Annotated in this window: 20 protein-coding genes; 12 read left to right on the forward strand and 8 right to left on the reverse strand. The window is 54.3% G+C overall.

Features of this window, described 5'->3' with window-relative positions; all coding sequences use genetic code 11:
• Nucleotides 1–37 precede the first annotated feature (37 nt).
• Nucleotides 38–835 carry an ABC transporter ATP-binding protein gene (locus AC2FEE_RS18150; RefSeq protein ID WP_496866744.1) on the reverse strand — a complete coding sequence of 266 codons (798 nt, stop codon included), beginning with the start codon at nucleotides 833–835 and terminating at the stop codon, nucleotides 38–40.
• Nucleotides 836–886: 51 nt separating this feature from the next.
• Here AC2FEE_RS18150 and AC2FEE_RS18155 point away from each other — a divergent pair, with 51 nt between their 5' ends.
• The 5 genes from AC2FEE_RS18155 (at nucleotide 887) to AC2FEE_RS18175 (ending at nucleotide 6,664) form a co-directional block, all read left to right on the forward strand.
• Nucleotides 887–1,576 carry a TetR/AcrR family transcriptional regulator gene (locus AC2FEE_RS18155; protein ID WP_496866745.1) on the forward strand — a complete coding sequence of 230 codons (690 nt, stop codon included), beginning with the start codon at nucleotides 887–889 and terminating at the stop codon, nucleotides 1,574–1,576.
• Nucleotides 1,573–2,757, forward strand: a complete 1,185-nt coding sequence (locus AC2FEE_RS18160; RefSeq protein WP_496866746.1) for a pyridoxal phosphate-dependent aminotransferase — start codon at nucleotides 1,573–1,575, stop codon at nucleotides 2,755–2,757. The genes AC2FEE_RS18155 and AC2FEE_RS18160 overlap by 4 nt, the downstream gene beginning before the upstream one ends.
• On the forward strand, nucleotides 2,754–4,358 hold the full coding sequence (locus tag AC2FEE_RS18165; RefSeq protein WP_496866747.1) for a 5-guanidino-2-oxopentanoate decarboxylase: 1,605 nt from the start codon (nucleotides 2,754–2,756) through the stop codon (nucleotides 4,356–4,358). The genes AC2FEE_RS18160 and AC2FEE_RS18165 overlap by 4 nt, the downstream gene beginning before the upstream one ends.
• Nucleotides 4,359–4,361: 3 nt before the next feature.
• Entirely contained in the window at nucleotides 4,362–5,144 is a 783-nt protein-coding gene (locus tag AC2FEE_RS18170; protein ID WP_496866748.1) for an arginine deiminase family protein, read from the forward strand.
• Nucleotides 5,145–5,953: 809 nt separating this feature from the next.
• Nucleotides 5,954–6,664, forward strand: coding sequence for a M48 family metalloprotease (locus AC2FEE_RS18175; RefSeq protein ID WP_496866749.1), 711 nt, complete (start codon nucleotides 5,954–5,956; stop codon nucleotides 6,662–6,664).
• Nucleotides 6,665–7,138: 474 nt separating this feature from the next.
• Here AC2FEE_RS18175 and AC2FEE_RS18180 read toward each other — a convergent pair whose 3' ends face one another.
• From AC2FEE_RS18180 to AC2FEE_RS18195, 4 genes are all read right to left on the reverse strand, one after another.
• The gene (locus tag AC2FEE_RS18180) at nucleotides 7,139–8,116 is read right to left on the reverse strand and encodes a 2-dehydropantoate 2-reductase (RefSeq protein ID WP_496866750.1); all 978 of its coding nucleotides are present in this window, start codon (nucleotides 8,114–8,116) and stop codon (nucleotides 7,139–7,141) included.
• 4 nt (nucleotides 8,117–8,120) lie between these two features.
• Nucleotides 8,121–9,656 (reverse strand): acyl--CoA ligase, encoded by a 1,536-nt coding sequence (locus AC2FEE_RS18185; RefSeq protein ID WP_496866751.1) that lies wholly within the window; start codon nucleotides 9,654–9,656, stop codon nucleotides 8,121–8,123.
• 60 nt (nucleotides 9,657–9,716) lie between these two features.
• On the reverse strand, nucleotides 9,717–10,400 hold the full coding sequence (locus AC2FEE_RS18190) for a fumarylacetoacetate hydrolase family protein (RefSeq protein WP_496866752.1): 684 nt from the start codon (nucleotides 10,398–10,400) through the stop codon (nucleotides 9,717–9,719).
• Nucleotides 10,401–10,594: 194 nt separating this feature from the next.
• Complete coding sequence (locus AC2FEE_RS18195; protein WP_496866753.1) at nucleotides 10,595–11,335, reverse strand: FadR/GntR family transcriptional regulator; 741 nt, start codon at nucleotides 11,333–11,335, stop codon at nucleotides 10,595–10,597.
• 204 nt (nucleotides 11,336–11,539) lie between these two features.
• Between AC2FEE_RS18195 and AC2FEE_RS18200 the strand changes: the two genes are divergently transcribed.
• The 5 genes from AC2FEE_RS18200 (at nucleotide 11,540) to AC2FEE_RS18220 (ending at nucleotide 16,159) form a co-directional block, all read left to right on the forward strand.
• Nucleotides 11,540–12,331, forward strand: coding sequence for a fumarylacetoacetate hydrolase family protein (locus tag AC2FEE_RS18200; protein WP_496866754.1), 792 nt, complete (start codon nucleotides 11,540–11,542; stop codon nucleotides 12,329–12,331).
• A gap of 145 nt (nucleotides 12,332–12,476) precedes the next feature.
• On the forward strand, nucleotides 12,477–13,418 hold the full coding sequence (locus AC2FEE_RS18205; protein ID WP_496866755.1) for an ABC transporter substrate-binding protein: 942 nt from the start codon (nucleotides 12,477–12,479) through the stop codon (nucleotides 13,416–13,418).
• Nucleotides 13,415–14,224, forward strand: a complete 810-nt coding sequence (locus AC2FEE_RS18210; protein ID WP_496866756.1) for an ABC transporter ATP-binding protein — start codon at nucleotides 13,415–13,417, stop codon at nucleotides 14,222–14,224. The genes AC2FEE_RS18205 and AC2FEE_RS18210 overlap by 4 nt, the downstream gene beginning before the upstream one ends.
• Nucleotides 14,221–15,093, forward strand: a complete 873-nt coding sequence (locus AC2FEE_RS18215; protein ID WP_496866757.1) for an ABC transporter permease — start codon at nucleotides 14,221–14,223, stop codon at nucleotides 15,091–15,093. Before AC2FEE_RS18210 ends, AC2FEE_RS18215 begins: the two co-directional genes overlap by 4 nt.
• On the forward strand, nucleotides 15,083–16,159 hold the full coding sequence (locus AC2FEE_RS18220) for an Ldh family oxidoreductase (RefSeq protein ID WP_496866758.1): 1,077 nt from the start codon (nucleotides 15,083–15,085) through the stop codon (nucleotides 16,157–16,159). Before AC2FEE_RS18215 ends, AC2FEE_RS18220 begins: the two co-directional genes overlap by 11 nt.
• A gap of 42 nt (nucleotides 16,160–16,201) precedes the next feature.
• On the opposite strand, the gene AC2FEE_RS18225 is transcribed toward AC2FEE_RS18220, so the two are convergent.
• Together AC2FEE_RS18225 and AC2FEE_RS18230 are read right to left on the reverse strand one after the other, a co-directional pair.
• Complete coding sequence (locus AC2FEE_RS18225; RefSeq protein WP_496866759.1) at nucleotides 16,202–16,879, reverse strand: GntR family transcriptional regulator; 678 nt, start codon at nucleotides 16,877–16,879, stop codon at nucleotides 16,202–16,204.
• A 9-nt stretch (nucleotides 16,880–16,888) separates the two neighbouring features.
• Nucleotides 16,889–19,765 (reverse strand): FAD-binding and (Fe-S)-binding domain-containing protein, encoded by a 2,877-nt coding sequence (locus AC2FEE_RS18230; protein ID WP_496866760.1) that lies wholly within the window; start codon nucleotides 19,763–19,765, stop codon nucleotides 16,889–16,891.
• A 135-nt stretch (nucleotides 19,766–19,900) separates the two neighbouring features.
• Here AC2FEE_RS18230 and AC2FEE_RS18235 point away from each other — a divergent pair, with 135 nt between their 5' ends.
• The gene (locus AC2FEE_RS18235) at nucleotides 19,901–21,064 is read left to right on the forward strand and encodes a pyridoxal-phosphate-dependent aminotransferase family protein (RefSeq protein ID WP_496866761.1); all 1,164 of its coding nucleotides are present in this window, start codon (nucleotides 19,901–19,903) and stop codon (nucleotides 21,062–21,064) included.
• Between the two features lie 95 nt (nucleotides 21,065–21,159).
• Nucleotides 21,160–22,047, forward strand: coding sequence for a YghX family hydrolase (gene yghX, locus AC2FEE_RS18240; protein WP_496866762.1), 888 nt, complete (start codon nucleotides 21,160–21,162; stop codon nucleotides 22,045–22,047).
• 314 nt (nucleotides 22,048–22,361) lie between these two features.
• Here the strand turns inward: yghX and uxuA are convergent, their stop codons facing one another.
• Nucleotides 22,362–23,558 (reverse strand): mannonate dehydratase, encoded by a 1,197-nt coding sequence (uxuA, locus tag AC2FEE_RS18245; protein ID WP_496866763.1) that lies wholly within the window; start codon nucleotides 23,556–23,558, stop codon nucleotides 22,362–22,364.
• Between the last annotated feature and the right edge of the window lie 7 nt (nucleotides 23,559–23,565).

Consider the following 23,565-nt stretch of genomic DNA (forward strand, 5'->3'; position numbering starts at 1 on the left):
GGTTTCTCCCGGTTGGTTTTATTTGGTGTATTGAGTGCTATCCGACTGATCTGAGGAATTGCTTCAGTCGTTCCGATTGCGGATTTCCAAAGAGGTCGGCAGGTGGTCCCTGCTCTTCAATACGCCCCTGGTATAGGTAGACGACATGGTTCGCCACTTCGCGCGCGAACTTCATCTCATGGGTGACCAATAGCATGGTTCTTCCTTCGGCGGCCAGATCACGGATCACCGTCAGCACTTCGCCAACAAGTTCTGGATCAAGGGCGGACGTTGGTTCGTCAAAGAGCATGGCAGAAGGATCAACCGCCAGCGCCCGTGCGATAGCTGCCCGCTGCTGCTGACCACCGGATAGATAGGCTGGGAATGTGTCCTCTTTGCCGCTCAAGCCTACTCTGACAAGCAATTCGCGCGCGCGTTCGATCGCCGCTGATTTCGGCACTTTCAATACATGCACGGGAACCTCGATCACATTCTCCAACAGCGTTCGGTGGGTCCACAGGTTGAACTGTTGGAACACCATCGCCAATTTGGTCCGAATGCGCTCGATCTGCTTCTGGCTAGCTGGGCTGCCGTCTGCCCGCATTGCAACTTCCTCGCCTCCGACTAAGATTTTGCCGGAGGTCGGTGTTTCAAGGAAGTTAATGCACCGTAGCATGGTCGACTTGCCAGACCCCGAACCACCAATGATCGCGACGACATCACCTTGATGCGCGGTGAGATCCACGCCTTTCAGTACCTCGAGTTTTCCAAAAGACTTATGCAAGTCCTCAACGCGGATCGCTTCTCGGCGCGCATCCGATTGTTGAGCTACTGCGTCAGCGGTGGCTGTGTCCATTTTTCTTTGACCCCAACTTTCTGATTGCAGTAAGCCGCGAGCATAGTAATTATGCAAGTGTATAATTTTGGCATCCGCGAAAAAGGACCCATCGTGAGCGAGGATCGCAAGAAATTTAAGCGTGAGTCGGCCGAATCCCGGCAGCATGCACTGATTCTCGCTACGCTTGATTTGGTGGCCGAACAGGGCGTGCGTGGCGCCACGGTGCGGGGAATCGCAGAGCGCGCAGATGTTACGCAGGGGCTGATCCGTCATTATTTCAACTCCAAGGAGGAGTTGATCGTCGCCGCCTATGAGCACCACATGAACACGATGACCGATCAAACATTCGCACCCGCGAATGATGCTGCGGCCAGTGCACAAGCCAGGTTGGCAGCTTTCGTCAAGGCGTCGTTGACGCCCCCGGTTGTCGACCCCCGGGCTATCGCTCTTTGGGCCAGCTTTCTGAACAAGGTGCAGCAGGACCAGCAGATGAAGGTGACGCACGAAAGGACATACGCCTATTTTCGGGACCAGCTTGAAGGGCTTATCGCTGACTCGCTGAAAGAAGCGCACCGCTCGGCGTCCCCTCTCCAACTGCGGCAACTGGCTATTGCTTGCAACGCGGTCATCGATGGTCTGTGGCTGGAAGGCGGAGCCTTACCCAATGCTTTTGAGCACGGTGAACTGGTTGAAATCGGGCTGCAATCCGTTTCCGCCATTATCGATTTGGATCTAACGCAGGAGAGCGAGCCCCAATGAGGCTGACAGCAATTACCGAACGGCTGGCCGGATTGGGCGGCGGCAAGTGGGAAGTACACTTGAAGGCACGCGCCATGGTCGAGGCAGGCGCAGATCTGGTGGAAATGACAATCGGCGAACCCGACGTGCCAACACCGCAAGAACTTTGCGACGCTGTAGCATTGGCATTGCAATCGGGCCGTACAGGATATTCCAACGGCCGTGGAGAGGCTGGGCTTTGCGCAGCCTTGGCAGAGGCGTATAGCAAACGCCGCGGGCGACAGTTTTTGCCCGAAAACATTCTCTGCTTTCCCGGCACACAGACCGCGCTTCATACGGTGATGCAAGGCGTCGCCGAAGCAGGTTCCGAAGTGCTGGTCGGTGACCCGATGTATGCCACCTACGAGGGCGTGATCCGGGCATCCGGTGCCGAGCCCGTACCGGTGGCGCTCCGCCCTGAAAACGGATTTCGGTTGCAGGCCGAAGACATCGCCGCGCGCATCACCCCGCGCAGCCGCGTCATACTTCTTACGACTCCGCACAACCCTACAGGCGCGATCCTGACCACAGAAGATGTGCGGAAAATTGGTGAGCTTGCGATCAAGCACGAGCTCTGGATCATCTCGGACGAAGTGTATGAGCATCTGGTGTTTGAAGGGGCAGAATTTGTTTCGCCTCTCTCGGAACCAGAACTCGCCGACAGGGTCATCGCAGTCTCGTCGATTTCAAAATCTCACGCGGCCCCCGGCTTCCGCAGCGGCTGGTGCGTTGGTCCCGCCGCATTCTGTACTGCGTTGCTCCCGGTCTCGGAAACGATGCTGTTTGGCAATCAGCCCTTTATCGCAGACATGACTGAAAAAGCCGTACGAGACGGATCTTCGGTCGCCGCAGGCATGGCTTCCCGTTTTGCGGCCCGCGCTTCCCTGCTGGAACACCGCCTTCATAGTGAAACCCTTCTGACGGTCCACCAACCGGATGCCGGTATGTTTGCCTTGGTCAACGTATCGGGCATCGGAATGGATGGTGACGCCTACGCCTGGGATCTATTGGAACACGGTGTTTCGGTCATGCCCGGCTCTGCCTTTGGCGAAAGCCTCAAGGACTGGGTTCGGGTGGCCCTCACGATTGACGACACCCGCTTCGCGACCGCGTTAGACCGCATCGTCGACCACGCAAACCTCAGCAATCGGAGCGTTGCATGACCAAACAAACAGTGGGCGAAGCACTGGTCGCCGAGTTGAAACAACGAGGCGTGTCTTGTGTGTTCGGCATTCCCGGCGTGCATACGGTTGAGCTCTACCGCGGTCTTGCGGCGTCTGGTATCCAACATGTGACCCCAAGGCACGAGCAAGGTGCAGGCTTTATGGCTGACGGCTATGCGCGTGTCTCGGGCAAACCGGGCGTCGCCTTTGTTATCACAGGACCGGGGCTGACGAACACGCTGACACCGATGGCGCAGGCACGAGCGGATTCCGTTCCGATGCTGGTGGTTTCCGGCGTCAATGAAAAGAACACGCTAAACCATGGTCTCGGCCATTTGCATGAGCTGCCCGACCAGCATGCGCTTGCCAAGACCGTTGCGCTGGTTTCCGAACATGTGGACCAGCCCTGCGACCTAAGAGCTGCGTTGGATCGCACGTTTGCGACGTACGCCAAAGGACGACCCGGTCCCACCCATATCCAGATCCCGCTGGATGTAGCAGGGCTGACCGCTGAAAGCGCTCTGACTGCGAACGACCGACCCCACCGGACACCGGACAGTCACTTGATCCAACATGCGGTAGACCGGCTGTCGGCCGCGCGTCAAGTCGTCATCCTGGCGGGTGGCGGAGCGAAGATGACAGGAGAGAGCCTGCGAACTCTGGCAGAGCGCCTCGATGCACCTGTAGTCCAGACCGTCAATGCGCGCGGGCTGATGCATGGACACCCGCTGACTGTTCCCGCAAGTCCCAGCCTAAAATCTGTCCGGGCGTTGATCGAAGAGGCCGATTGCGTCCTCGCTTTGGGGACCGAGTTGGGTCCAACAGATTATGACATGTATGCAACGGGAGATATGGCATCTATGTCGGGGCTAATACGAGTTGATGTTTGCCCGGATCAATTGTCCCGCCACGACGCCGCTGTTGCCATAGAGGGTCGCACCGGTGAGGTCATATCCTCGTTGCTGGCGGCATTACCCGGGAAATCCAACCAACGATATGGAATAGACCGCGCTGAAAAAACCCGCGCCGCTGCGTTTGAAGAGATAGGCCCGGACTACCGCGCCCAAGTCGGGATTCTGACGGCAATGCGCGCTGCAGTCCCGGATGCGCTTATGATCGGAGATTCCACTCAGCCAATTTATGCAGGCAACCTCTACTATGACCACGACCGTCCCGGTGGTTGGTTCAATGCCGCCACCGGGTACGGAGCACTTGGCTATGGTATTCCGGCCGCAATTGGTGCCGCTATCGCCGATCCGGAGGCGCCTGTGATTTGTATCGCCGGTGATGGAGGCGCCCAATTCTCGCTGCCCGAGATCATGGCCGCAGTGGACCAAAACCTGCGCATCACCTTTGTTCTTTGGAACAATCATGGCTATGGCGAAATCGCCACTTCCATGGAAGACGTGGGTGTTGACGTGATCGGTTGCGACCCGACCCCGCCTGATTTTGCCGCCACTGCTGCCTCGTTTGGCATACCTTACAAACGCGTTGCGCAACACCCTGCTGCTGTTGCTGCGGCACTGGTAGAAGCCAATGCCCTAAACGGCCCCTCTATTTTGGAAATTGATGTTGCCGGGCGTCGTCCGGATCAGGAGTGACACATGCGAAATCCGACCTATGAATTCACCCGTGCCATCACTCGCAAGCCTGCCTCGACTATTGCAGACGGATTACGGGCCGAGGATATCGGCAATCCCAGCCTTGAGGGTATGCTGGCTGCGCATTCGGCCTATATCGGCGCGCTGCGCAGTACCGGAGCAGAAGTAATCGAGCTTGATCCGCTTGAAGCATACCCGGACGCTCAGTTCGTCGAGGATACCGCGCTGTGCCTGCCTCAAGGTGCTATCCTGATGCGTCCCGGCGCGCCCTCCCGTCTGGGCGAAGTGGCAGAAATATCGTCGACGATCCGTGCCTGTTACGATGACGTCCGCGAGATCAAAGGCCCCGGCCATGTTGAAGGGGGCGACATCCTGGTGACCGGAAAAGAAATCCTCGTCGGTCGCTCGGATCGAACAGACGCGGCCGGAGTGGCGGAGTTGACCGAAATCGCCAATGAATGGGGCCATGCTTTGCGCGAGGTGTTCACTCCTGAGGGCGTATTGCATTTCAAGACCGATTGCTCGCTGATGGATGCAGAGACCATCCTTTCGACCAAACGCCTGGATGCATCCGGGTGCTTTAAAGGCTACCGGGTTCTTCATGTCGCCGAAGGTGAAGAAGCGGCCGCCAATGCAATTCGCTTCAACAACGTGGTGCTCATGGCTGCCGGTTTTCCGCGCACCGCAGAAGTTTTGGACAAGGCCGGGTATGAGGTCGTCCAAATCGACAACACTGATTGCGCCAAGTTGGATGGTGGCATGTCATGCCTTTCCCTGAGGTTTTGATCGCAAAACGATTAATCAAGTAGCCTTATTTTGGCGGCAAGCACCTCGAACTTGTCAGTTCCTTTATCCGGCGTTCGATGCTGCCTTTGGAGACCTCCGTTAGAGACGGCTCCCGCGTTTGCCACGTGGCAGATCAGCAGGAACAGGCGGCTTCGCCGTCTGATCTGCAAATCAGCTCTGATTTTCCGGAAGGGAAGTCAGATCAACCGAAACGGTCTACGGGAGCACGAAATGGGGGTGTTGGGTCAGTTTGTGACGCAAAGGTCAATTGCGTCTCACGTCTTACAGTTTTGTGGGACGACACATAGTTTTGCTATTACCGTGCGGCTAAATCATTGATTTTAAGTCAACTGAATTTTCCTCGGCGCACTAGTTTTATTTTTGCGACTTAATGGTTTTCCATCGCATCAGGGCAGCCTGATAGCTGCCATTAGTCTCAGGTGCAGAGGAAGTCCGGGAAGAGCCCACACCTGAAGCGCCCGCAGAATTGTGCGTGCACACGCAGCATTCCCTTCACCGCGAAGCAGATTGGTTGAAAGCCGTGGAGCAGCGGCAATAGCGAATGTTGACGCCGCGTTGAACGCGGGTCAGATCGTTAGTGACGGGGTCGCGGACCAACTGGCCGTTCGTTTCAACGCCATTTGCGGTGCTTACCATTTTGGCGGCAGCTGAATCGGGCTGCGACTACGGACAATCTCCTCTGTTATTGAATAACAACTCATTCAGGCCCTAGTCTCGAATTTGGATGTTGGTTTTTCGAGGACTGCGGACACTATTTCGGTGCTCTAAATTGTTGGAAAGGTATGTTTATGAAGCGAACTGTATTGGTATTAGCTATTTTGATGCTGGCGGGATGCGTATCAACCAACCCTCCTCCATCGGCGCCGATCCCAAACCCCGGTCGCGCAAGTGCCCCCGTCAGTTCACAGCAGGCACAAATTAGATTCCATCAGGTCGCCGCACGAATAGAACCCGTTGCAGAGCGAGAATGCCGCCGCCGCACTGCAGGCGTGAATTGCGATTTTTTGATCCGCATTGATCCAAACAAAAAAGCACCCTCAAACGCCTATCAGAGTTTGAGCAAGTCGGGACGCCCGGTGATCACAATGACCCAATCGTTGACAAGAAATGTGAACAATACCGATGAACTTGCATTTGTAATGGCGCATGAAGCCGCTCACCACATTCAAGGTCATTTAGCGCGACGTGCTCAAAACGCGGCCGCTGGTGCGGTTATTTTGGCGGGTCTGGCAACAATAGCCGGGACTGGACCGAATGACATTGCCGCGGCGCAAGATCTTGGAGCGTTTGTTGGCGGGCGCAGCTATTCAAAGAACTTTGAATTGGAAGCTGATCAACTAGGCACGGTAATAGCCCATAAAGCGGGTTATGATCCACTCAAAGGTGCGCTGTACTTCGCGCGAGTTCCCGATCCTGGTGATCGCTTTCTAGGGACGCATCCGCCCAACGCTCAAAGATATCATGCGGTTCAAGCTACAATGAGCCAGATCGGTGGCTGATTCACTAGAACACTAGGTATTCGCAGAGCCGCAAAGCTAAAGTTCGAGCAAGCATTGATTCCGCAGTTGCAGCGAATGACCAGCACGACGGAGTGCGCAGCAGCACCGCGATTACCGGCTCGGCGTCTGATCTGCAAATCAGCCCCGATTTTCCCAAAAGGAAGTCAGGATCAATGAAATCGGTTTGAGTGCTGGACGAAGGAAGAAAGGCGAATATGGGAAGGTTCTGTCGCTGGTGGCAGAACTATGTGTCGAACGTCACAGATCTCTGACCCAATCGACAGTCAAAATCTCAACAAATGAGTGAATCACGTCATTCAATTCTGACTCAAACGTCAAGCATTTTGACCCAAAACGAGCGGCTGTTTGTCGTCGAAGCTGCGGAAAAAATCTCGAAGGTGCTGTATGACACGTTCGAACCAGTCTCCGTTATCCGCCGCAAGCCAAGCTCTTGTTAGAAGACTCACAAAGACATTAGTAAAGACCTGCGACCTTTGCCCTCAGTTTGACCAGCGACGCCACCGTGTCGATTGTGGGCGTTGAGATCCCTGTAAGTTGCCCCAGTTCTTGCACCGAAGTTACCAAAGCATCAATTTCCATCGGTCGGCCCAACTCTAAGTCCTGCCACATAGAGGTCTTGTGCGCACCGACAGCCGCTCCGCCGTCGAGCCGTTTTTCGACATCTATCGGGAATTTTACACCAAGTTTCTCGCCGATTTCCTGAGCCTCAAGCATCATCCCGCGTGCCACGGAGCGTGAGCCTTGGTCGGTACACAAGACATCAAGTGTTGAGTGCGTAAGAACTGAAATCGGGTTGAACGACAGATTACCCCATAGCTTCAGCCAAATTTCGTCCCGAATTCTTGGTCTTACGGGCGCACGCAGGCCGGCGGCGGACAGCGCAGCCGAAAGCTTGGCAGCACGGCCTGATTTTGAACCATCGGGCTCGCCCAACGAAAAACGATTGCCTTCGACATGCTTGATTGATCCCGGAGCAATGACCTCGGCGGCAGGATAAACAACACATCCGAGGACTCGATCCGGGCCAAAACCGTGCCACTGCAAGTTACCCGGGTCGACTGACGCCAGCCTCGTCCCCTCATAGGGGCCGCCCAGTTTGTGGAAGTACCACCAGGGTACCCCGTTCACTCCACTTACTATTGTTGTCTCGTCACCAATCAACGACTGCATTGAGTCTACAACTGCTGGAACGGAATGCGCTTTCAGTGTGATGAAGACGTAATCTTGTGGTCCGAGATCTGAAGCATTGTCTGAGGCGCGTATTGGGACATTTATTGGACTTTCCCCATCCTCAAGAAGAGTCAGCCCTTTTTCTTGTATTGCGGTCAGATGGGGCCCGCGCGCGACGACGCTGACGTCCACGTCAGTTTGCGCGAGTTTCGCAGCAACGTAACCTCCGATAGCTCCGGCACCAAAGATACAAGTTTTCATATGTCTATGCCTCCGCTAGCCCCAGTTTTGCGGCCAGCCCTATTCTTTGTATTTTGCCTGTAGCACCCTTCGGAATCTCTTCGAGGATAACGACTGAACTTGGCACTTTGAATTTAGCGAGCCGAGAACCGACAAATTCCCTAATTTCCTGAGCCGCGATAGAGACACCCTCTGAGAGTACTACTGCCGCAGCGATATCTTCGCCCAGTTTTTCGTGGGGTACAGCAAAACAAACGGCCTGAGCAACGTTCGGGTGGCTCAAAAGCACGGCGTCAACTTCAAGCGGGCTGATTTTCTCGCCACCTCGATTGATGAGCTCCTTAAGGCGTCCTGTAAGTCGCAGGTAGTTTTCTTCGTCGAACGAACCTTGGTCCCCAGTGCGAAACCAGAATTTTCCATCCGCTTCAAAGAAATTGTCTGCATTTGCCTGCGGGTTGCTCTCGTATCCCCGGGTCACGTTCGGACCACTTATGACGATTTCTCCGATGTCGCGCGAAGCGATCAGAACATTCTCAATTTCGTCAGCAATTCGGACATCGGGGCCTGCTGATATTCCAACAGATCCGGGCTTTTGCTTTTGGGGAGGAAGTGGGTTGCAACACATTTGATGTGTCGCCTCAGTCATGCCGTAGGCTTCGATGACGGGCGCATTAAAAGTTGCCACCAACTCTTCCATTACCGGGCCCGGCAACGAAGCGGAAGAAGACCGAAGAAAGCGCAACCGCGATTGATCAATGATTGATTGGTTTCGTGCAGCTCGGGCGAGAATAGCTTGATGCATTGTCGGAACTGCCGTGTACCAGGTCGGATCGACTTCAGCGACCTGTGAGAAAAAACTAAGAGCGTTGAACCCTGAGGCGCAACTGATTTGTGATCCAGCGCCTAAAGAAGCGGCGACAGACGCGATCAACCCGTGGATATGAAACAGCGGCATGATGCTCAGACAACGATCATCAATTGTCAGTTTCAAAGATGACGCCACGTTTCGTGCCGACGAATAGATATTGGCCTGTGTCAAAGGAACGATCTTGGGGCGCGATGTTGTTCCTGATGTGTGGAGTATCAGGGCGACATCATCTTCAGCCGGCGCGGATGTATCAGCCTTTCCAATTGAGTCACAGGGCAAAATGGAAAACTGTCCGGCCGTATGAAAACTATCGTGACAAGCCCTCAAGATAACAATGCCAAGGTCCCTTGCGGCATTTACGACAGGCCCATTTTCGTTTTCGTTTACAAGAAGGGCCTTGGCCTTCAGGTCTTTGAGGTAAAATACAAACTCTTCGTAAGTGTACGCTGGGTTCAAAGGTGCCGTAGTCGCCACTTGGGCGACGGATATGAAGGCCGTCGCCATCTCTGGGCCGTTGGGCAACACAATTGCCACCCGGTCGCTGCGACCTACTCCGATCTGATGGAGATCCTTTTTGACTGTTGCACAAAGCTCGCGGAGCCCAAGGTAGTTCAGCCAGGATCGACCAGGTGCACCGATAGCATTTGCAGTGCCAGAATGAGGTGCAATCAATTCAGCGATTAAGTGGGGCATCCGGGATCCGTTTACAAAAGCATTGGCCTAATTCTCGAAGTGGGTTTCGCTTAGTGCTTGCTAAGTCACGTTGACGGTTAAGCTGCCAAGTTTGTCGACTGCCAGAACCATCACATCGCCTCGGTTGACCGGGCCAACGCCGGAAGGTGTTCCCGAAAGGATAATGTCTCCGGCAGCAAGCTCAAAATAATCGCTCAGGTAGGAGATCATCTCAGGCACCTTCCAGATCATCTGGTTCAAGTCGCCTTCTTGCCGAATCTCACCATTCACCGTCAGTGTAATTGAGCCCGTGTCGAGGTACCCAACATCTGATGCCTTGTGAATTGGTCCGCATGGCGCTGAACGTTCAAAAGCCTTGCCAATTTCCCATGGGCGGCCCATTTTTTTCATCTGCCCTTGCAGGTCACGGCGGGTCATATCAAGTGAGAGGCCGTACCCAAAGACATGATCCAATGCATTGTCTACCGAGATATTCGTACCACCGGACTTGAGTGCGACATACATTTCAGCTTCGTGATGCACATCGGAACTGTGGGGGGGATAAGGAAATTCCCCTGAAGGATCGAGGTTATTTGGGTTCTTTTGAAAGAAAAACGGAGGTTCCCGGTTCGGGTCATGGCCCATTTCAATTGCATGCGCTGCGTAGTTTCGCCCGATGCAATAGACACGACGGACCGGAAACGTGCCGCCCCCCGCTACGGGTATTACATGCACCTGCGGCGCGGGAATGACATGATCGGACATCGCTTTCCTCCTGAACGTCTGATTGCCAAAGATCGGATTTCCAAACGGTCAGACACCTTCCGATCGATGCCACGCCACATTCAAACGGACGTGGCCGCTTACCAAGTCATCGCCAAAACTCACGCTGTTTTGCAAGACCCACGGCTTTGATTTGCCCCGACCATTTCCCGAATTGGTTGGGTATTAGCCCTGCTTCATTCGTCGGAGTGGATGCTCGATGGCAGCACACGCGAATAAACAGATTTCAGGTGATCCACCATGGCATTTGCCGCAAGCTCACAGTCACCCTTTGCTATGGCAGACACGATCACATCATGTTCACTAAAACTGGAGTAATCCTCTGCGGGCTTCAATGTTTCGCGTGGCTGCCCCCAAACAATAGATCTTCGAACAGAGTTCAAAGTCTCAAAAAAGTATAAAAAGAGCTGGTTACGAGTAGAACGGGCTATAGCGTAATGTAAATTGTTGTCCCAAGCTTCGTAAGTGCGCCAATCCTCCGCGGTTCGACATTTGTCCGCGCACAGCCTCATTTGCTCACGATCCGAACGAGTGGAATGGAGCGCTGCCAGGCGGCTGAGCTGCGGCTCAATGGTAAATCGCACCGATACAACTTGTTCAGGTTTGATTTGGTTGCCCAAATAAGTAACGTCTGTGAGATTAAGAACCGGCCTGGAACCGACGAAAGTTCCCCGCCCCACATGGCGCCAGATAAGCCCCTGCGCCTCAAGCTCTGCCAACGCTCTTCGCAATTGATTGCGGGTTGTACCAAGCTTTGAACAAAGTTCGCGTTCAGGTGGGAGCCTGTCGTTATGCCGGTATCCAGCATTGTTAATCAGGTCGCGTACGCGTTGTGCGAGTTCTATTCGTTCGTTCACATCTCCACCCAATTCGGTGATTGGTTGATTGATTGAAACGCCAAGTCGGAAAAAACTCAAGGGAAAGAGGCAAGTCAAAAACGAGTCGCCAGACAAGATTCGCGACCAGAGCTTGACATCAGCGCGAGGGAGGAGTGCCGAGTGCGGTTAGCAACTGTTTCTGTAAAGGGTAACGCCGTTTGCGTGGTAATACTTAACGATAGCAGCAGGTTGGACATTTTACGCGCAGCGCAATTGTCCGGTCGGACGCTGGACGCCAGTTCGATGCAGCAGCTGATCGCAGGCGGTGAAGCTACGCTTGAGGTCTTAAATACCCTCGTTGCATCGGCAGAAGCAGAAGAATTGAAAGAAGCGCTGGTCCCGGCTGATGCGCCATTTTTGGCTCCGATTCCTGCTCTGCGTAAGAACGTGTTTTGTGTTGGGCGCAACTACGCAGAACACATTGCCGAGGGCGATCGGGCGCAAAAGCAAAAAGTTGGCGTGACAGAGTATCCGGTGTTTTTTACAAAACCGCCGACTGCCGTTGTCGCGCCAGAGGCTAACATCTTGATATTTCCGGCAGTCTCACAGGCCATCGACTATGAAGTCGAACTGGCAATTGTTATCGGCAAACCAGGGCGCAATATATCTAAGGCTGACGCATACGACCATGTATACGGCTATACGATTCTCAACGATGTCACCGCCCGGGACATCCAACGCCGACATGGCGGTCAATACTTCAAAGGCAAGGGATTGGATGGGTCTTGCCCGTTGGGACCGTGCATAGTGACCGCTGATGCAATCGACGATCCGCACTCTTTATCAATTGGATTAACGGTCAACGGCGAACAGCGTCAAAACGGAAACACGTCGGATATGATTTTCGACATCCCAACGCTGATCGCATCCCTATCAGAAGGCCTGACGCTGGAACCGGGCGACATAATCGCGACCGGCACACCGTCTGGCGTCGGATACGCAATGGACCCACCACAATTTCTGAAAGACGGGGACACGGTTGTTTGTCAAATTTCAGAAATCGGCGCGCTCAGGAATACCGTGCGCGCCGTATAAATGGCTCCTGCATAGCTGAATCTGCGGGTTGCCAAACATGCAAGGGAGGAAGACTACAATGATGAACAGAAGGATTTTCACAGCGTCCTTGCTTTCTGCGGTTCCGGTAGCAGGAGCACTAGGAACAAAGGGTTTTGCGCAGGACTTGCGTAAAATAACTTTCGTTCAGCCGAGCCCTTCGGCAATCAATTCATTTCCGGTTTTTGTTGCCATTGGCGAAGGGTACTTCGCAGATGAAGGTTTGGAAGTGACCGTAGAGGCGATCAACGGCTCGGGAGCCGTGCTTCAGGCTTTGTCCGCCGGACAAGCGCATTTCGGTCGCCCAGGCCCTGGTCCTCTGATTGCGGCGCGGTCGAGGGATGTAGATGCCGTACATATCTACAACGTGGCGGCGCGCAGCAACTTCGGCATCGCGGTGCCGGAAGACTCAGACATCCAAAACGTTGAAGAGCTGCGGGGCAAAGTCATCGGAACGGGTACAGCTGACGGCGCAGAAGTGGGCTTTGCGCGTAATGTGATGACCGGCGCAGGAATGAAAGAAGGCGAAGACTACACCTTCCTGACTGTCGGCGATGGCGGCCCGGCGACGGCAGCTTTCCTGAACGGCGAAATAGACGCGTATTCCGCGTCGACGGCTGACACCGCAATTCTGAACCAGCGCGGAATGGCCGTGCGTGACATCACACCAGCGGAATTCGGGCGTTTCTTCGGTAACGGTATCGCTACAATGGCTGACACAATCGCCAACGACCGCGAATTGGTTGAGGCCTGGAGCCGCGCTTTCGCACGTGGTCACGCCTTCGCACTCGATGATGCCAACCGCGAAGCTGTATTGAAGCATCTGGCGGACGGCAATCCACAGGAAGGCGAAGACAAGGAGTTCCAGTCAGCGTTGTTCGATGCCGTACGATCGAAAACCATAGCAGCAGATCCAAGCAATGGTTTGGGATGGTACCCCGCCGAGGTTTGGCAAGAATGGCAAGACGCACTTGTTGCAGGGGGTGAAATTTCGGGGCCGCTGGATGATTTGAGCGCCGCCTGGACCAATGAATTTGCCGCCATTGGCAACGAGGCCGCCAGCAAATGAATGCTGCAGAAGCAAAAGAATTTTCCGGCGCGCCCTTGGGCACGCCGGTTTATGAGTTGACCCATTTGAGCAAGACCTATGCACGCAATCTTGTTGTCGCGCTTGAGGACATAAACCTGACACTACGGAAAGGAAGCTTCACTTCTGTCATCGGGTCCAGCGGGTGCGGCAAGTCAACTCTGCTCAAGATCATGGCGGGTCTGATCCCTCCCACCAAAGGGCGTGTTATCCTACAGGGCCTGCCAGTGACCGGACCTCGTCGAGACATTGGTATGATGTTTCAGCAGGCGACACTATTTCCCTGGAAAACAGCAGTGGAAAACATCGTGTTGCCAATCGAAATCCGCGACGGCAAGGCAGCCGCCAAGCAGGCGATGGGCAAGGCTCACGAACTTTTGGACATCGTGGGATTAAAGGGCTTCGAAAACGTATACCCGAACGAATTGTCGGGCGGCATGGCTCAGCGCGCCTCAATCTGCCGTATGCTGATCACAGAACCAGCCGTGCTTTTGTTAGACGAACCATTCAGCGCGCTGGACGAGCTGTCACGCGACATGATGAATATGGAACTGCAGCGGATTTGCCATGAACAGGATGCAACTGCTTTTCTTGTAACGCACTCTATTCAGGAAGCCGTGATTTTGTCCGACGAAATCGTCGTGTTGAAACCACGCCCGGGCAGGATTGCCGAAATTGTGAAGGTCGACCTGCCACGCCCACGCACGTTGGATATGATGACCACGCCCAAGTTTGGCGCTATTGTAGACTACATTCGCGGCCTCCTGGATAAGGGAGAAGAAATGTGAGCGACGTTCATAACTACTCACCTTCCCTAAAAGACGCTGAAACCGCAGAAGACACGGTATGGGAGCAAAAAGTTCACTTTATCGACTCGGTCCCACGCTGGCTGGCAATGACCTTTGTCTTCGTGGTTTTCGTCGGTACTTGGCAAATCGTAACGAGCCTTGGGCTGGTTTCCCCAATCATTCTGCCTACGCCGTTAGAAACCCTTAAAGATATGATCTTCGTGGGACAGAATCTATTGACTGGCGGCTACATGCTTGGAGCGCTTTGGATCACAATCAAAGAAGTTATCTATGGTTTTGCGCTGGCAATCGCGATCGGTTTTTCGCTGGGCGTATTGGTGGGGGAAACGGCATTTGGTGAAAAGGCAGTGATGCCTTACCTGGTGGCCATAGATACCATGCCAAAGGTGGCATTTGCCCCACTCTTTGTAGCGTGGTTAGGTTTTGGTATTGAATCAAAGGTCGCGCTTGCCGCCTTTATCGCGACATTTCCAATCGTGGTTGGTACTGCGGCTGGGCTTCACGCCGCTGATGAAAATGCGCGTATGTTGTTCAAGACGATGGGCGCAAGTCGAATGCAAACACTGATCAAGATGAAACTGCCGACTGGCCTGCCGCAGATATTTACGGGTCTTAAGATCGGAGCAGTCGGCGTAATGGCTGGTGCGATCACAGGAGAATTCCTGGGTGGCGGCAAGGGATTTGGCGAACTTATCCGAGTTGCTGCCTCGCAGCTCAACACGCCTCGCGTCTTCTCATTGATCCTTTATCTCAGCCTTGTCGGTCTGGTGGTATTTGCATCGGTGGTATGGACGCAGCGTAAATTGGTGTTCTGGCACAAAGAACAGGTGGGAAGAGATGACTTCTGAGCCTGTGAATATAGATTGCCACACCCTGCATGCATTCGTGGCGAACGCACTTGAAACTCGAGACGTGCCAAAAGCAGACGCGGACAAGGTGGCCTCGCTGATGGTCGAGGCAGATATATACGGATACGGCACGCATGGCGTCTTTCGCCTACGCCAGTATCTTGCCAGACTGGCAGGGGGCGGATGCAATCCGACGCCAAACGTCACCACAGAACACGAGACAGTCGCAACAGCGTTGATTGATGGCGATGACGGCCTTGGCCATTTGGCGATGTCGGCGGCGCGGGATCTTGCAATAGAAAAGGCCAGAGAGGCCGGCATCGGATGGGTCGGTGTTCGACGCGGCAACCATGCAGGACCATTGGCACTGTATGTACGTCCGCAAGCCGAGGCTGGGCTGCTTGGCATGGCCGCGGCAGTGGGCAGCGCGAACCATGTCCCGCCCTACGGTGGAAGCGATTTGCTTCTTGGCACCAATCCCATTGCTTTTTCCGCCCCTGCAGATAGCCCCGACCCGTTTGTGTTTGATATGGCGACGACTGTTGCCGCAATGGGTAAGATCAAAACCCTGTTGCAACAAGGCGAGCCTATGCCCGAAGGTTGGATGGTTGGGCGTGATGGTAATCCATTGACTGACCCTGCCCGAAAATCAGAAGGGTTTCTTTTGCCAATCGGTGGTCCGAAAGGTTTCGGTCTTTCCGTAGCTATCGGATTGATGGCCGGCGTCTTGAACGGTGCTGCCTTCGGCTCTGATGTGGTTAATTTCACCTCCGACACGACATCATCTACAAACACGGGGCAATTTGTAATGGCGCTCGATCCGGCAGCCTTTGGGATGGAAAAAGACTTTGCTTCGAATGCAGCCCGTGTCTTTTCCGAAATGCGCGCATCACCCCCCCTGCCCGGTCATGATCCCGTGCGCCTGCCGGGCGACGGCAAAACGGCCGCTGCTGAGGCTCGCCGCAAAGACGGTGTTAGGCTTAACCCGGCCCTATGTCGGGACCTCAACAAACTTGCCTTGGACTGTGGGCTGACGCCCCCGTTTCTTGGTCTAAAGACTGACTAGCGGCGTATCCGAGGGAAGCTGATAGGCGCATTCGACCAGAAGTTAACTAAACGACTCGTCCTCAGCCTCCAGCGCTTTCACAAGGGCCGAAAGTTTGTTCATCATGTGAAGCTTCATGGACTTTCCAAGCCCATCTGAATCGCGGGTCCTGAGCAACTCCATCATGGCTTCATGTTCGCCAATGGCCTGCGCCCAGCGCTTGTCCGACAAGTTAGCCATAAAACGTGCGCGGCGGACCCGCGCGGCCAACAGCTTGTGGTGGCTTTCAAGAATGTCGTTTCGCGCGCCACGTATCAGTGCCTGATGAATGTCCTGATTGGCCTTAAAATATGCCTGGCGATCACGTGACTTATAAGCTTTCAGCATATCGACGTGGCGACGTTCGATCTGTTTAATTTCCGCAGAGTTCATGCGCTGACACGCCAACTCTCCTGCCAGTTGCTCAAGCGCTGCAAGTACTGGAAACGTGTTCTCCAATTCCACTCGCGTGACACTTGCGACGCGGGCACCCCGGTTGGCTTGAAGTACCACAAAGCCTTCTGATGCAAGCACCTTTAGGGCTTCTCGCAGTGGTGTTCGTGAGACCCCCAACGAGTCGCAAAGTTGTTTCTCGGGCACTTTTTCTCCTGGCTTCAAAACATCTTCGACAACCAGGTTACGCAGCCTTTCGACCAGTTCTTCGTGAAGGGTCGGGCGATTAATGCTATCCGTCAGGTTCATTTCCATTTCCTAAACATCAAGAACCATATCCAGCAGGCGCGCGACGTGCATTGCCTGGCGCTGCGTACCTTCGGCGATTTGGTGGCGGCAAGATGTCCCATCTGCCACGATAACTGCATCTACTGGCGCTGCTTCCAACGCCGGGAACAAGTCGAGTTGTGCCATCTTTAACGAAACATCGGTAGTGTCAGGCGCATATCCAAACGCCCCGGCCATACCACAACAGCTGCTTTCAATCATGTGAACCTGTACCCCCGGAATTCGCTTCAGTAGGTTGAGCATCGGTGTAACGGCATCGTGTGCTTTCTGGTGGCAATGTCCATGCACATAGATTGGGCGATCCAACGGCTTCAGGGGCAAATCCGGCTGGTTGGCCAGAAATTCCTCAAAGGTGTGCGTGGCGTTCGACAACATCTCCGTTTTTGGTCCCGGGCAAAGGGCCATAAATTCATCCCGGAAAGTAAGGATAGAAGACGGTTCGAGACCCACTACAGGCACACCCTTTGCGACCGCCTCTCGCGTCGCCTCAATCACGCGCTGCGCTTCGTGACGTGCTTCTTCAACGCAACCCATGGCTAAAAGAGTACGTCCGCAATCTAAGGCCCTGTCAGATTGGTCGTCTCGCGCCACGGACACTCGAAGTCCTGTTGCCCGCAATACCCGAACTGCAGCGCGCAGATTATCTGGTTCAAAATAACGGTTGAACACATCGGCAAACAGCAAAACCTGCGGATCATTGTCCTGGGCCTCGGCATCACGGAACGGAGCAGAAGACCACTCTGGAAGATCACGTCGCGCCGAAATACCCGTCGGTCTTTCCAATAGCTCACGCAGGGGTCCAATTTTGTTCCGAAGATTCATAAGCCAAGCGACTTTTGCAGCTTTTGGCGCGTATCGGGGAAGATTCGCTATCAATTTATCTGCCAACGTCAGCCCGTCTTTTTTACGTTTCGCTGACAATACTTCGATTTTCATTCGCGCCATGTCGACGCCGGTCGGACACTCCCGAGCGCAAGCTTTACAGGACACGCAGTACTTCATTGTGTCCAACATGGCATCGGATGTTAAACCGCCCGGCATCTGTCCGCTGATGGCAAACCGCAGCGTGTTTGCCCGCCCACGCGTAACATCACGCTCGTTTCGCGTCGCTCGGAAAGATGGGCACATAACGCCGCCCTTTAGCTTGCGACATGCACCATTGTTGTTACACATCTCGACGGCGCCCTGAAACCCTCCTCCTGAACCCGGCCAAGCGGACCAGTCCAGCGTCGTTTCGAACTCTGGAACCGAATAGTCCGAGCCATAGCGGAATAGTCGACGGTCATCCAAGGCCGGTGCGTTCACGATCTTGCCGGGATTCATCATTCCGCCGGGATCAAATCGAGCCTTGACCTCTTCAAACGCGGTCACGATACGCTGGCCGAACATTTTTTTATGAAACTCCGATCGCACGATCCCATCACCGTGTTCGCCGGAATGAGAGCCTTTGTATCTCTTGACCAAATCAAAGGTCTCTTCGGCAATTGCCCTCATTGTTCGAACGTCCTTGTCCTGGCGCATGTTCAACACAGGACGGACATGCAGGCATCCCACCGAGGCATGCGCGTACCATGTTCCCTTTGTGCCATGCCGGGCAAATATTTCGGTTAGGCCAGCGGTGTAATCGGCGAGATCGGACAACGGAACAGCGCAGTCTTCGACAAAAGAGATCGGTTTGCCTGCCTCCTTCATCGACATCATGACGTTCAACCCGGATTTTCGGTACTCGGCGATAGCGCTCTGCAGAGAGTTGTCCGTAACAGAGACAACGCCGCCCCACCGGTTTTCCGCGCCACTAAAAGCAAACCCGAGATCTCCCATCAATTGCGAAAGCTCGACCAGTTTTGCAGCATTGGCCTCGGCGCTGCCCTCGGCAAATTCCACCAGCAGCAGGGCCTCAGGGTTGCCTTCTATAAATGCCTCAATCGTTTTGCGGAACAATGGGATTTCACGCCCCAACGCAATCATGGTGTCGTCGATCAACTCTACCGCCTGCGGGTTGAGCGTCACGATGTGCTGGGTGGCCTCCATTGCAGCACGAAATGTCGGAAAATGGCACACGCCGGTAACTTTCTCGCCCGGCAACCGCGCCAGATTCAATTCCAATTCTGTAAAATAGGCCAGCGTGCCTTCGGACCCCACGAGTAAATGGGCCATGTTAACGTCATTGCCGGTGAGCGCGTCGATATTGTAGCCTCCCACACGGCGCTGGACTTTAGGAAAACGCGCGTCAATTTCCCCAGCCTCGCGACGTCCAAGAGCCCGCATGTCGGCGACAAGGTTCCCATAGTCACCAGAACCTTCAGAGTCCGCGCTGAACCGCGCTTCGATGCCGTCAACCATGATTGCCCGTATTGCATTGACGTTGTCTCGCATGATCCCATAACGCAAAGACTTACCACCCGAGGAATTGTTGGCCGCCATCCCCCCAAGTGTACAGCGCGACGCGGTTGAGGGATCGACCGGAAACCACAGGCCATGCTGCTTCAACGCGCTATTCAATTGATCCAGGACAACACCAGGCTGAACGCGCGCGATACGTTTCTCGACGTCCACATCGAGAACACGATTCAAGTGTTGAGTGTTGTCCAACACCACCCCGCGATTGACCGTTTGGCCGCATTGCGACGTGCCGCCGCCGCGAGGAAGAACCGAGCATCCTTCGTCCCGCGCAATGGACATCACGGCTTGGACGTCTTCTGTGGATCGGGGGCTCACCACAGCGTCCGGTTTCATCTGATAGATTGAGGCATCGGTCGAGTATCGAGCAAGCGATGCCGGATCTGACATCACCTCTCCCCGTACATCAGACAACAGTCGGCGGTACAACGATCCATTCTCTACCATCAGGTTCGCCTTCCCTTCCCTGTAAGCCCAATTCCACGCTTCACTTCACCGTTGACTGAATAATGAATTCATAATTAACTTTTGCAATAGGTAATCGCGCCACTCTTTTTGGCACCAGCGTAAGGATCAGTTCAAATGCGTCAGGCGGGTAGACACTTTTTGCAGATTCCAGGGCCAAGTGCTGTGCCAGAGCGCATCCTGAAAGCCATAAGCGCGCAGACCATCGATCATCGAGGGCCCGATTTTGCAGAAGTGGGCAACAAGGCTCTCAAGGGGATGAAAACGATTTTCAAGACAAAACAGAACGTCATTATCTACCCATCGTCCGGGACCGGAGCATGGGAGGCCGCACTTGTGAACACATTGTCACCGGACGACAAAGTGCTCATGTTTGAAACAGGGCATTTCGCATTCATGTGGAACAACCTTGCTAAGAAAATTGGGTTGCAGCCAGAACTCATCGAAGGGGATTGGCGTGGCGGTGCGGACCCCAATCAGATTGAAGACCGTCTGCGTATGGACAGTCAGCACGACATCAGGGCGGTCTGCGTTGTCCACAATGAAACGTCGACCGGGTCAGTCTCGCCAATTGAGGAAGTGCGCAGCGCCATAGACGCGGCGAAACACCCTGCTCTTCTTATCGTGGACTCCATCTCCGGCCTTGCGTCGATCGATTTTCGGTTCGATGACTGGGGGGTCGATGTCTGTATCGCAGGTTCGCAAAAAGGACTGATGCTTCCACCTGGTCTGAGTTTCAACGCGGTAAGCGATCGGGCGCTGGAACATTCAAAGTCCGTGACCATGCCGCGAAGTTACTGGGATTGGCAGGATATGGTTGGACCGAACCAGAAAGGGTTCTTTCCTTACACCCCGGGCACCAATCTTCTCTATGGACTGAATGAGGCCATCGACATGTTGCATGAGGAAGGGTTGGACAATGTTTTTGCCCGCCATGCCCGACACGGAGCCGCGACACGGGCTGCCGTGCGCGTTTGGGGCCTTGAGGTTTTGTGCACCCATCAAGGCCAGGAATCGGGCGTTTTGACAGCCGTTAAGGTACCCGAAGGTCATTCGGCGGACGCGTTTCGAGCAACGGCGTTGGAGTACTATAATATCTCGTTAGGAAATGGCCTGTCCAAAGTAGCCGACAAGGTGTTCCGCGTAGGCCATTTGGGCGACTTCAACGACCTAATGTTGATGGCCACCCTTTCTGGCGTAGAAATGGGGCTAGCCAAGAGCGGCATGCCTCATAACAGTGGCGGCACGCAGGCTGCCTTGGAGCATCTCAAGGCTGCGTAACATTGGACAGAGTTTCTAATAGTGCAACCAAACCAAGACTCATAGATCGGACAATAACGAACCTTTTTTACTGCCAACTCATCAGGAGATTCACTATGACTCGCATGACGGCAAAAGACTTCGACCAGGAACTTCTGGACCTGTACGACTTTTACGCGCACGGCAAAATCACCAAGCGCCAGTTTCTTGACCGCGCCGGTAAGTTCGCGGTTGGTGGTTTATCAGCGGTTGCATTGCTGAACATGCTCAGCCCAAATTACGCGCTGGCGCAGCAGGTGTCATTCAACGATCCCGATATCCATGCAGACTACATCACCTATCCCTCACCAAATGGAACAGGCGATGTCAGGGGGTACCTTGTTCGGCCCGCCGGCGTTGAAGAGCCATTGCCCGCAGTGCTGGTGATCCATGAAAACCGCGGCCTGAACCCCTACATCGAGGACGTGGCGCGCAGATTGGCGAAGGCAGGTTTTATGGCACTGGCCCCCGACGGCCTGACGTCAGTTGGCGGTTACCCGGGCAACGACGCCGATGGGCGCGAACTGCAAAAGACTGTAGACCGGGTCGAGTTGATGAATGATTTCTTCAATGGATTTGAATACCTGTTGAATCGAGATGACTGCACTGGAAAGGTCGGCGCTGTGGGTTTCTGCTATGGCGGCGGTGTGGTCAGCGCAATTGCCGTGGCCTACCCCGAACTTGCCGCTGGTGTTCCGTTCTACGGACGCCAGCCAGCAGCCGAGGATGTCGCCAAAATTCAGGCGCCGTTGCTGATTCAGATGGGCGAGCTGGACGAGCGGATTAACGCAGGCTGGCCGGATTTCGAGACCGCCCTGCAGGCAAACGATAAGGTCTACGAGGCCTATATCTATGAAAATGCCAACCACGGCTTCCATAATGACAGCACGCCACGCTTTGACGAGGAGATGGCAAACTTGGCCTGGGACCGCACAATTGATTGGTTCAAAACCTATCTGGAGTAATTGAGGTGTGCTACGAAGCCAACCTTGCGTTGGTATAGCTTTACCGGCACCCACAGTTCACCGAGAACAAGTCCCTTGAAGTCCGGGCTTTATGGATTTCATGATCAGAGAGACTGTCGGGCGGCGAATAGTTTTGCCGTTCAACGACAGCTCAGAATTTGATTTTGATCCATTGGATCCCTCATGAAGCGCACAGGTCTTGTCATTTGCGACTCAAAGGCTTTCCATCAAGTCAGGCAAACGGTCTTTTCTGTCCGCGTGGTAAGATGACAACAAGTAAACAGCGAATAACGGCGTTGAACCCAGATAAGCATCTAATTGCAGCCATGCATAACACCGCGCAGTTCAGCGAGACCTCTCATCCTGCCTATTAAGGGGTAGCCAGGCTGTGACGGACGTGTGAGGTCGCTCAGCAAGGCATGCCCGTGGTCCGGGCGCATGGGAATTTCATAATCAGATCGACCCTGATTTCGGCGCCGTTGTTCCTCGGCTAACAAGGCGCGGATCGTTGCAACCATATCGGTGTCTCCTGCCAGATGTTCGGACTCGGAAAAACTGTGGCGATTGCTGTCGCTTGGACCCTCACGCACTGTATTGCGAAGATGTACAAAGTGGATTCGATGACCAAGCTGAGCAATGAAAGACACGGGGTCGAAATCTATAGCAACGCCCAATGATCCGGTGCAAAGCGTCGCCCCATTGGCCGGGCTGTCGACAGCATCCAGAACGGCGGCGTAATCGCTTTGCGACGACATGACTCTTGGCAGCCCAAGCAAGGGAAAAGGTGGATCATCGGGGTGGCAGCATAACCGGATGCCAAGTTCTTCAGCCGTTGGAACGACCTCGGACAGGAAATCAACCAGATTGGACCGGAGCATTTCCGTTGTCATGCCAACATATGCGCCCAAGTTTCGTTTTACGTCCTCAAGAGACCATTTGTCGTTAGCGCCCGGCAGGCCAGCGACAATATTGTTCGACAGGTTCCGGCGATCTCCTTCGCCGAGGTCTGCAAGCCGAGCCTGTGCCGCTTCTATGATCTCGCCTGAATAGTCTTGCTCTGCGCTCTTCCTGCATAGGATAAAACAATCGAATACGACAAAATCAATAAGGTCAAACCGCATCGCATTCCCGCCATGCGGCAACGGATAGCTCAGGTCTGTTCGCGTCCAATCAAGCACTGGCATGAAGTTGTAGCAGACCGTGTGAATACCGCATTCTGCCAAGTTACGCAGACTGAACTTGTAGGCCTCAATGTGTTGCCTTATCGGGCCATTTTGAGATTTGATTGCTTCAGACACCGGCACGCTTTCAACGACATCCCAAGTCAACCCAGACGGAACGCCTTCGGGCTGTTCAATCTGTTGCTGTCGTTCCTTGATCAGCTCTACGGACCAAGCCTCTCCTGTTGGAACATAGTGCAAGGCCGAAACGATGCCGGATGCGCCGGTTTGCCTGATTTCACCAATCGAAATGGGGTCGGAAGGGCCAAACCATCGCCAGGTCTGTTTCATGGTCTTG

The sequence above is a fragment of the Ruegeria sp. YTSC199 genome (assembly GCF_059609725.1).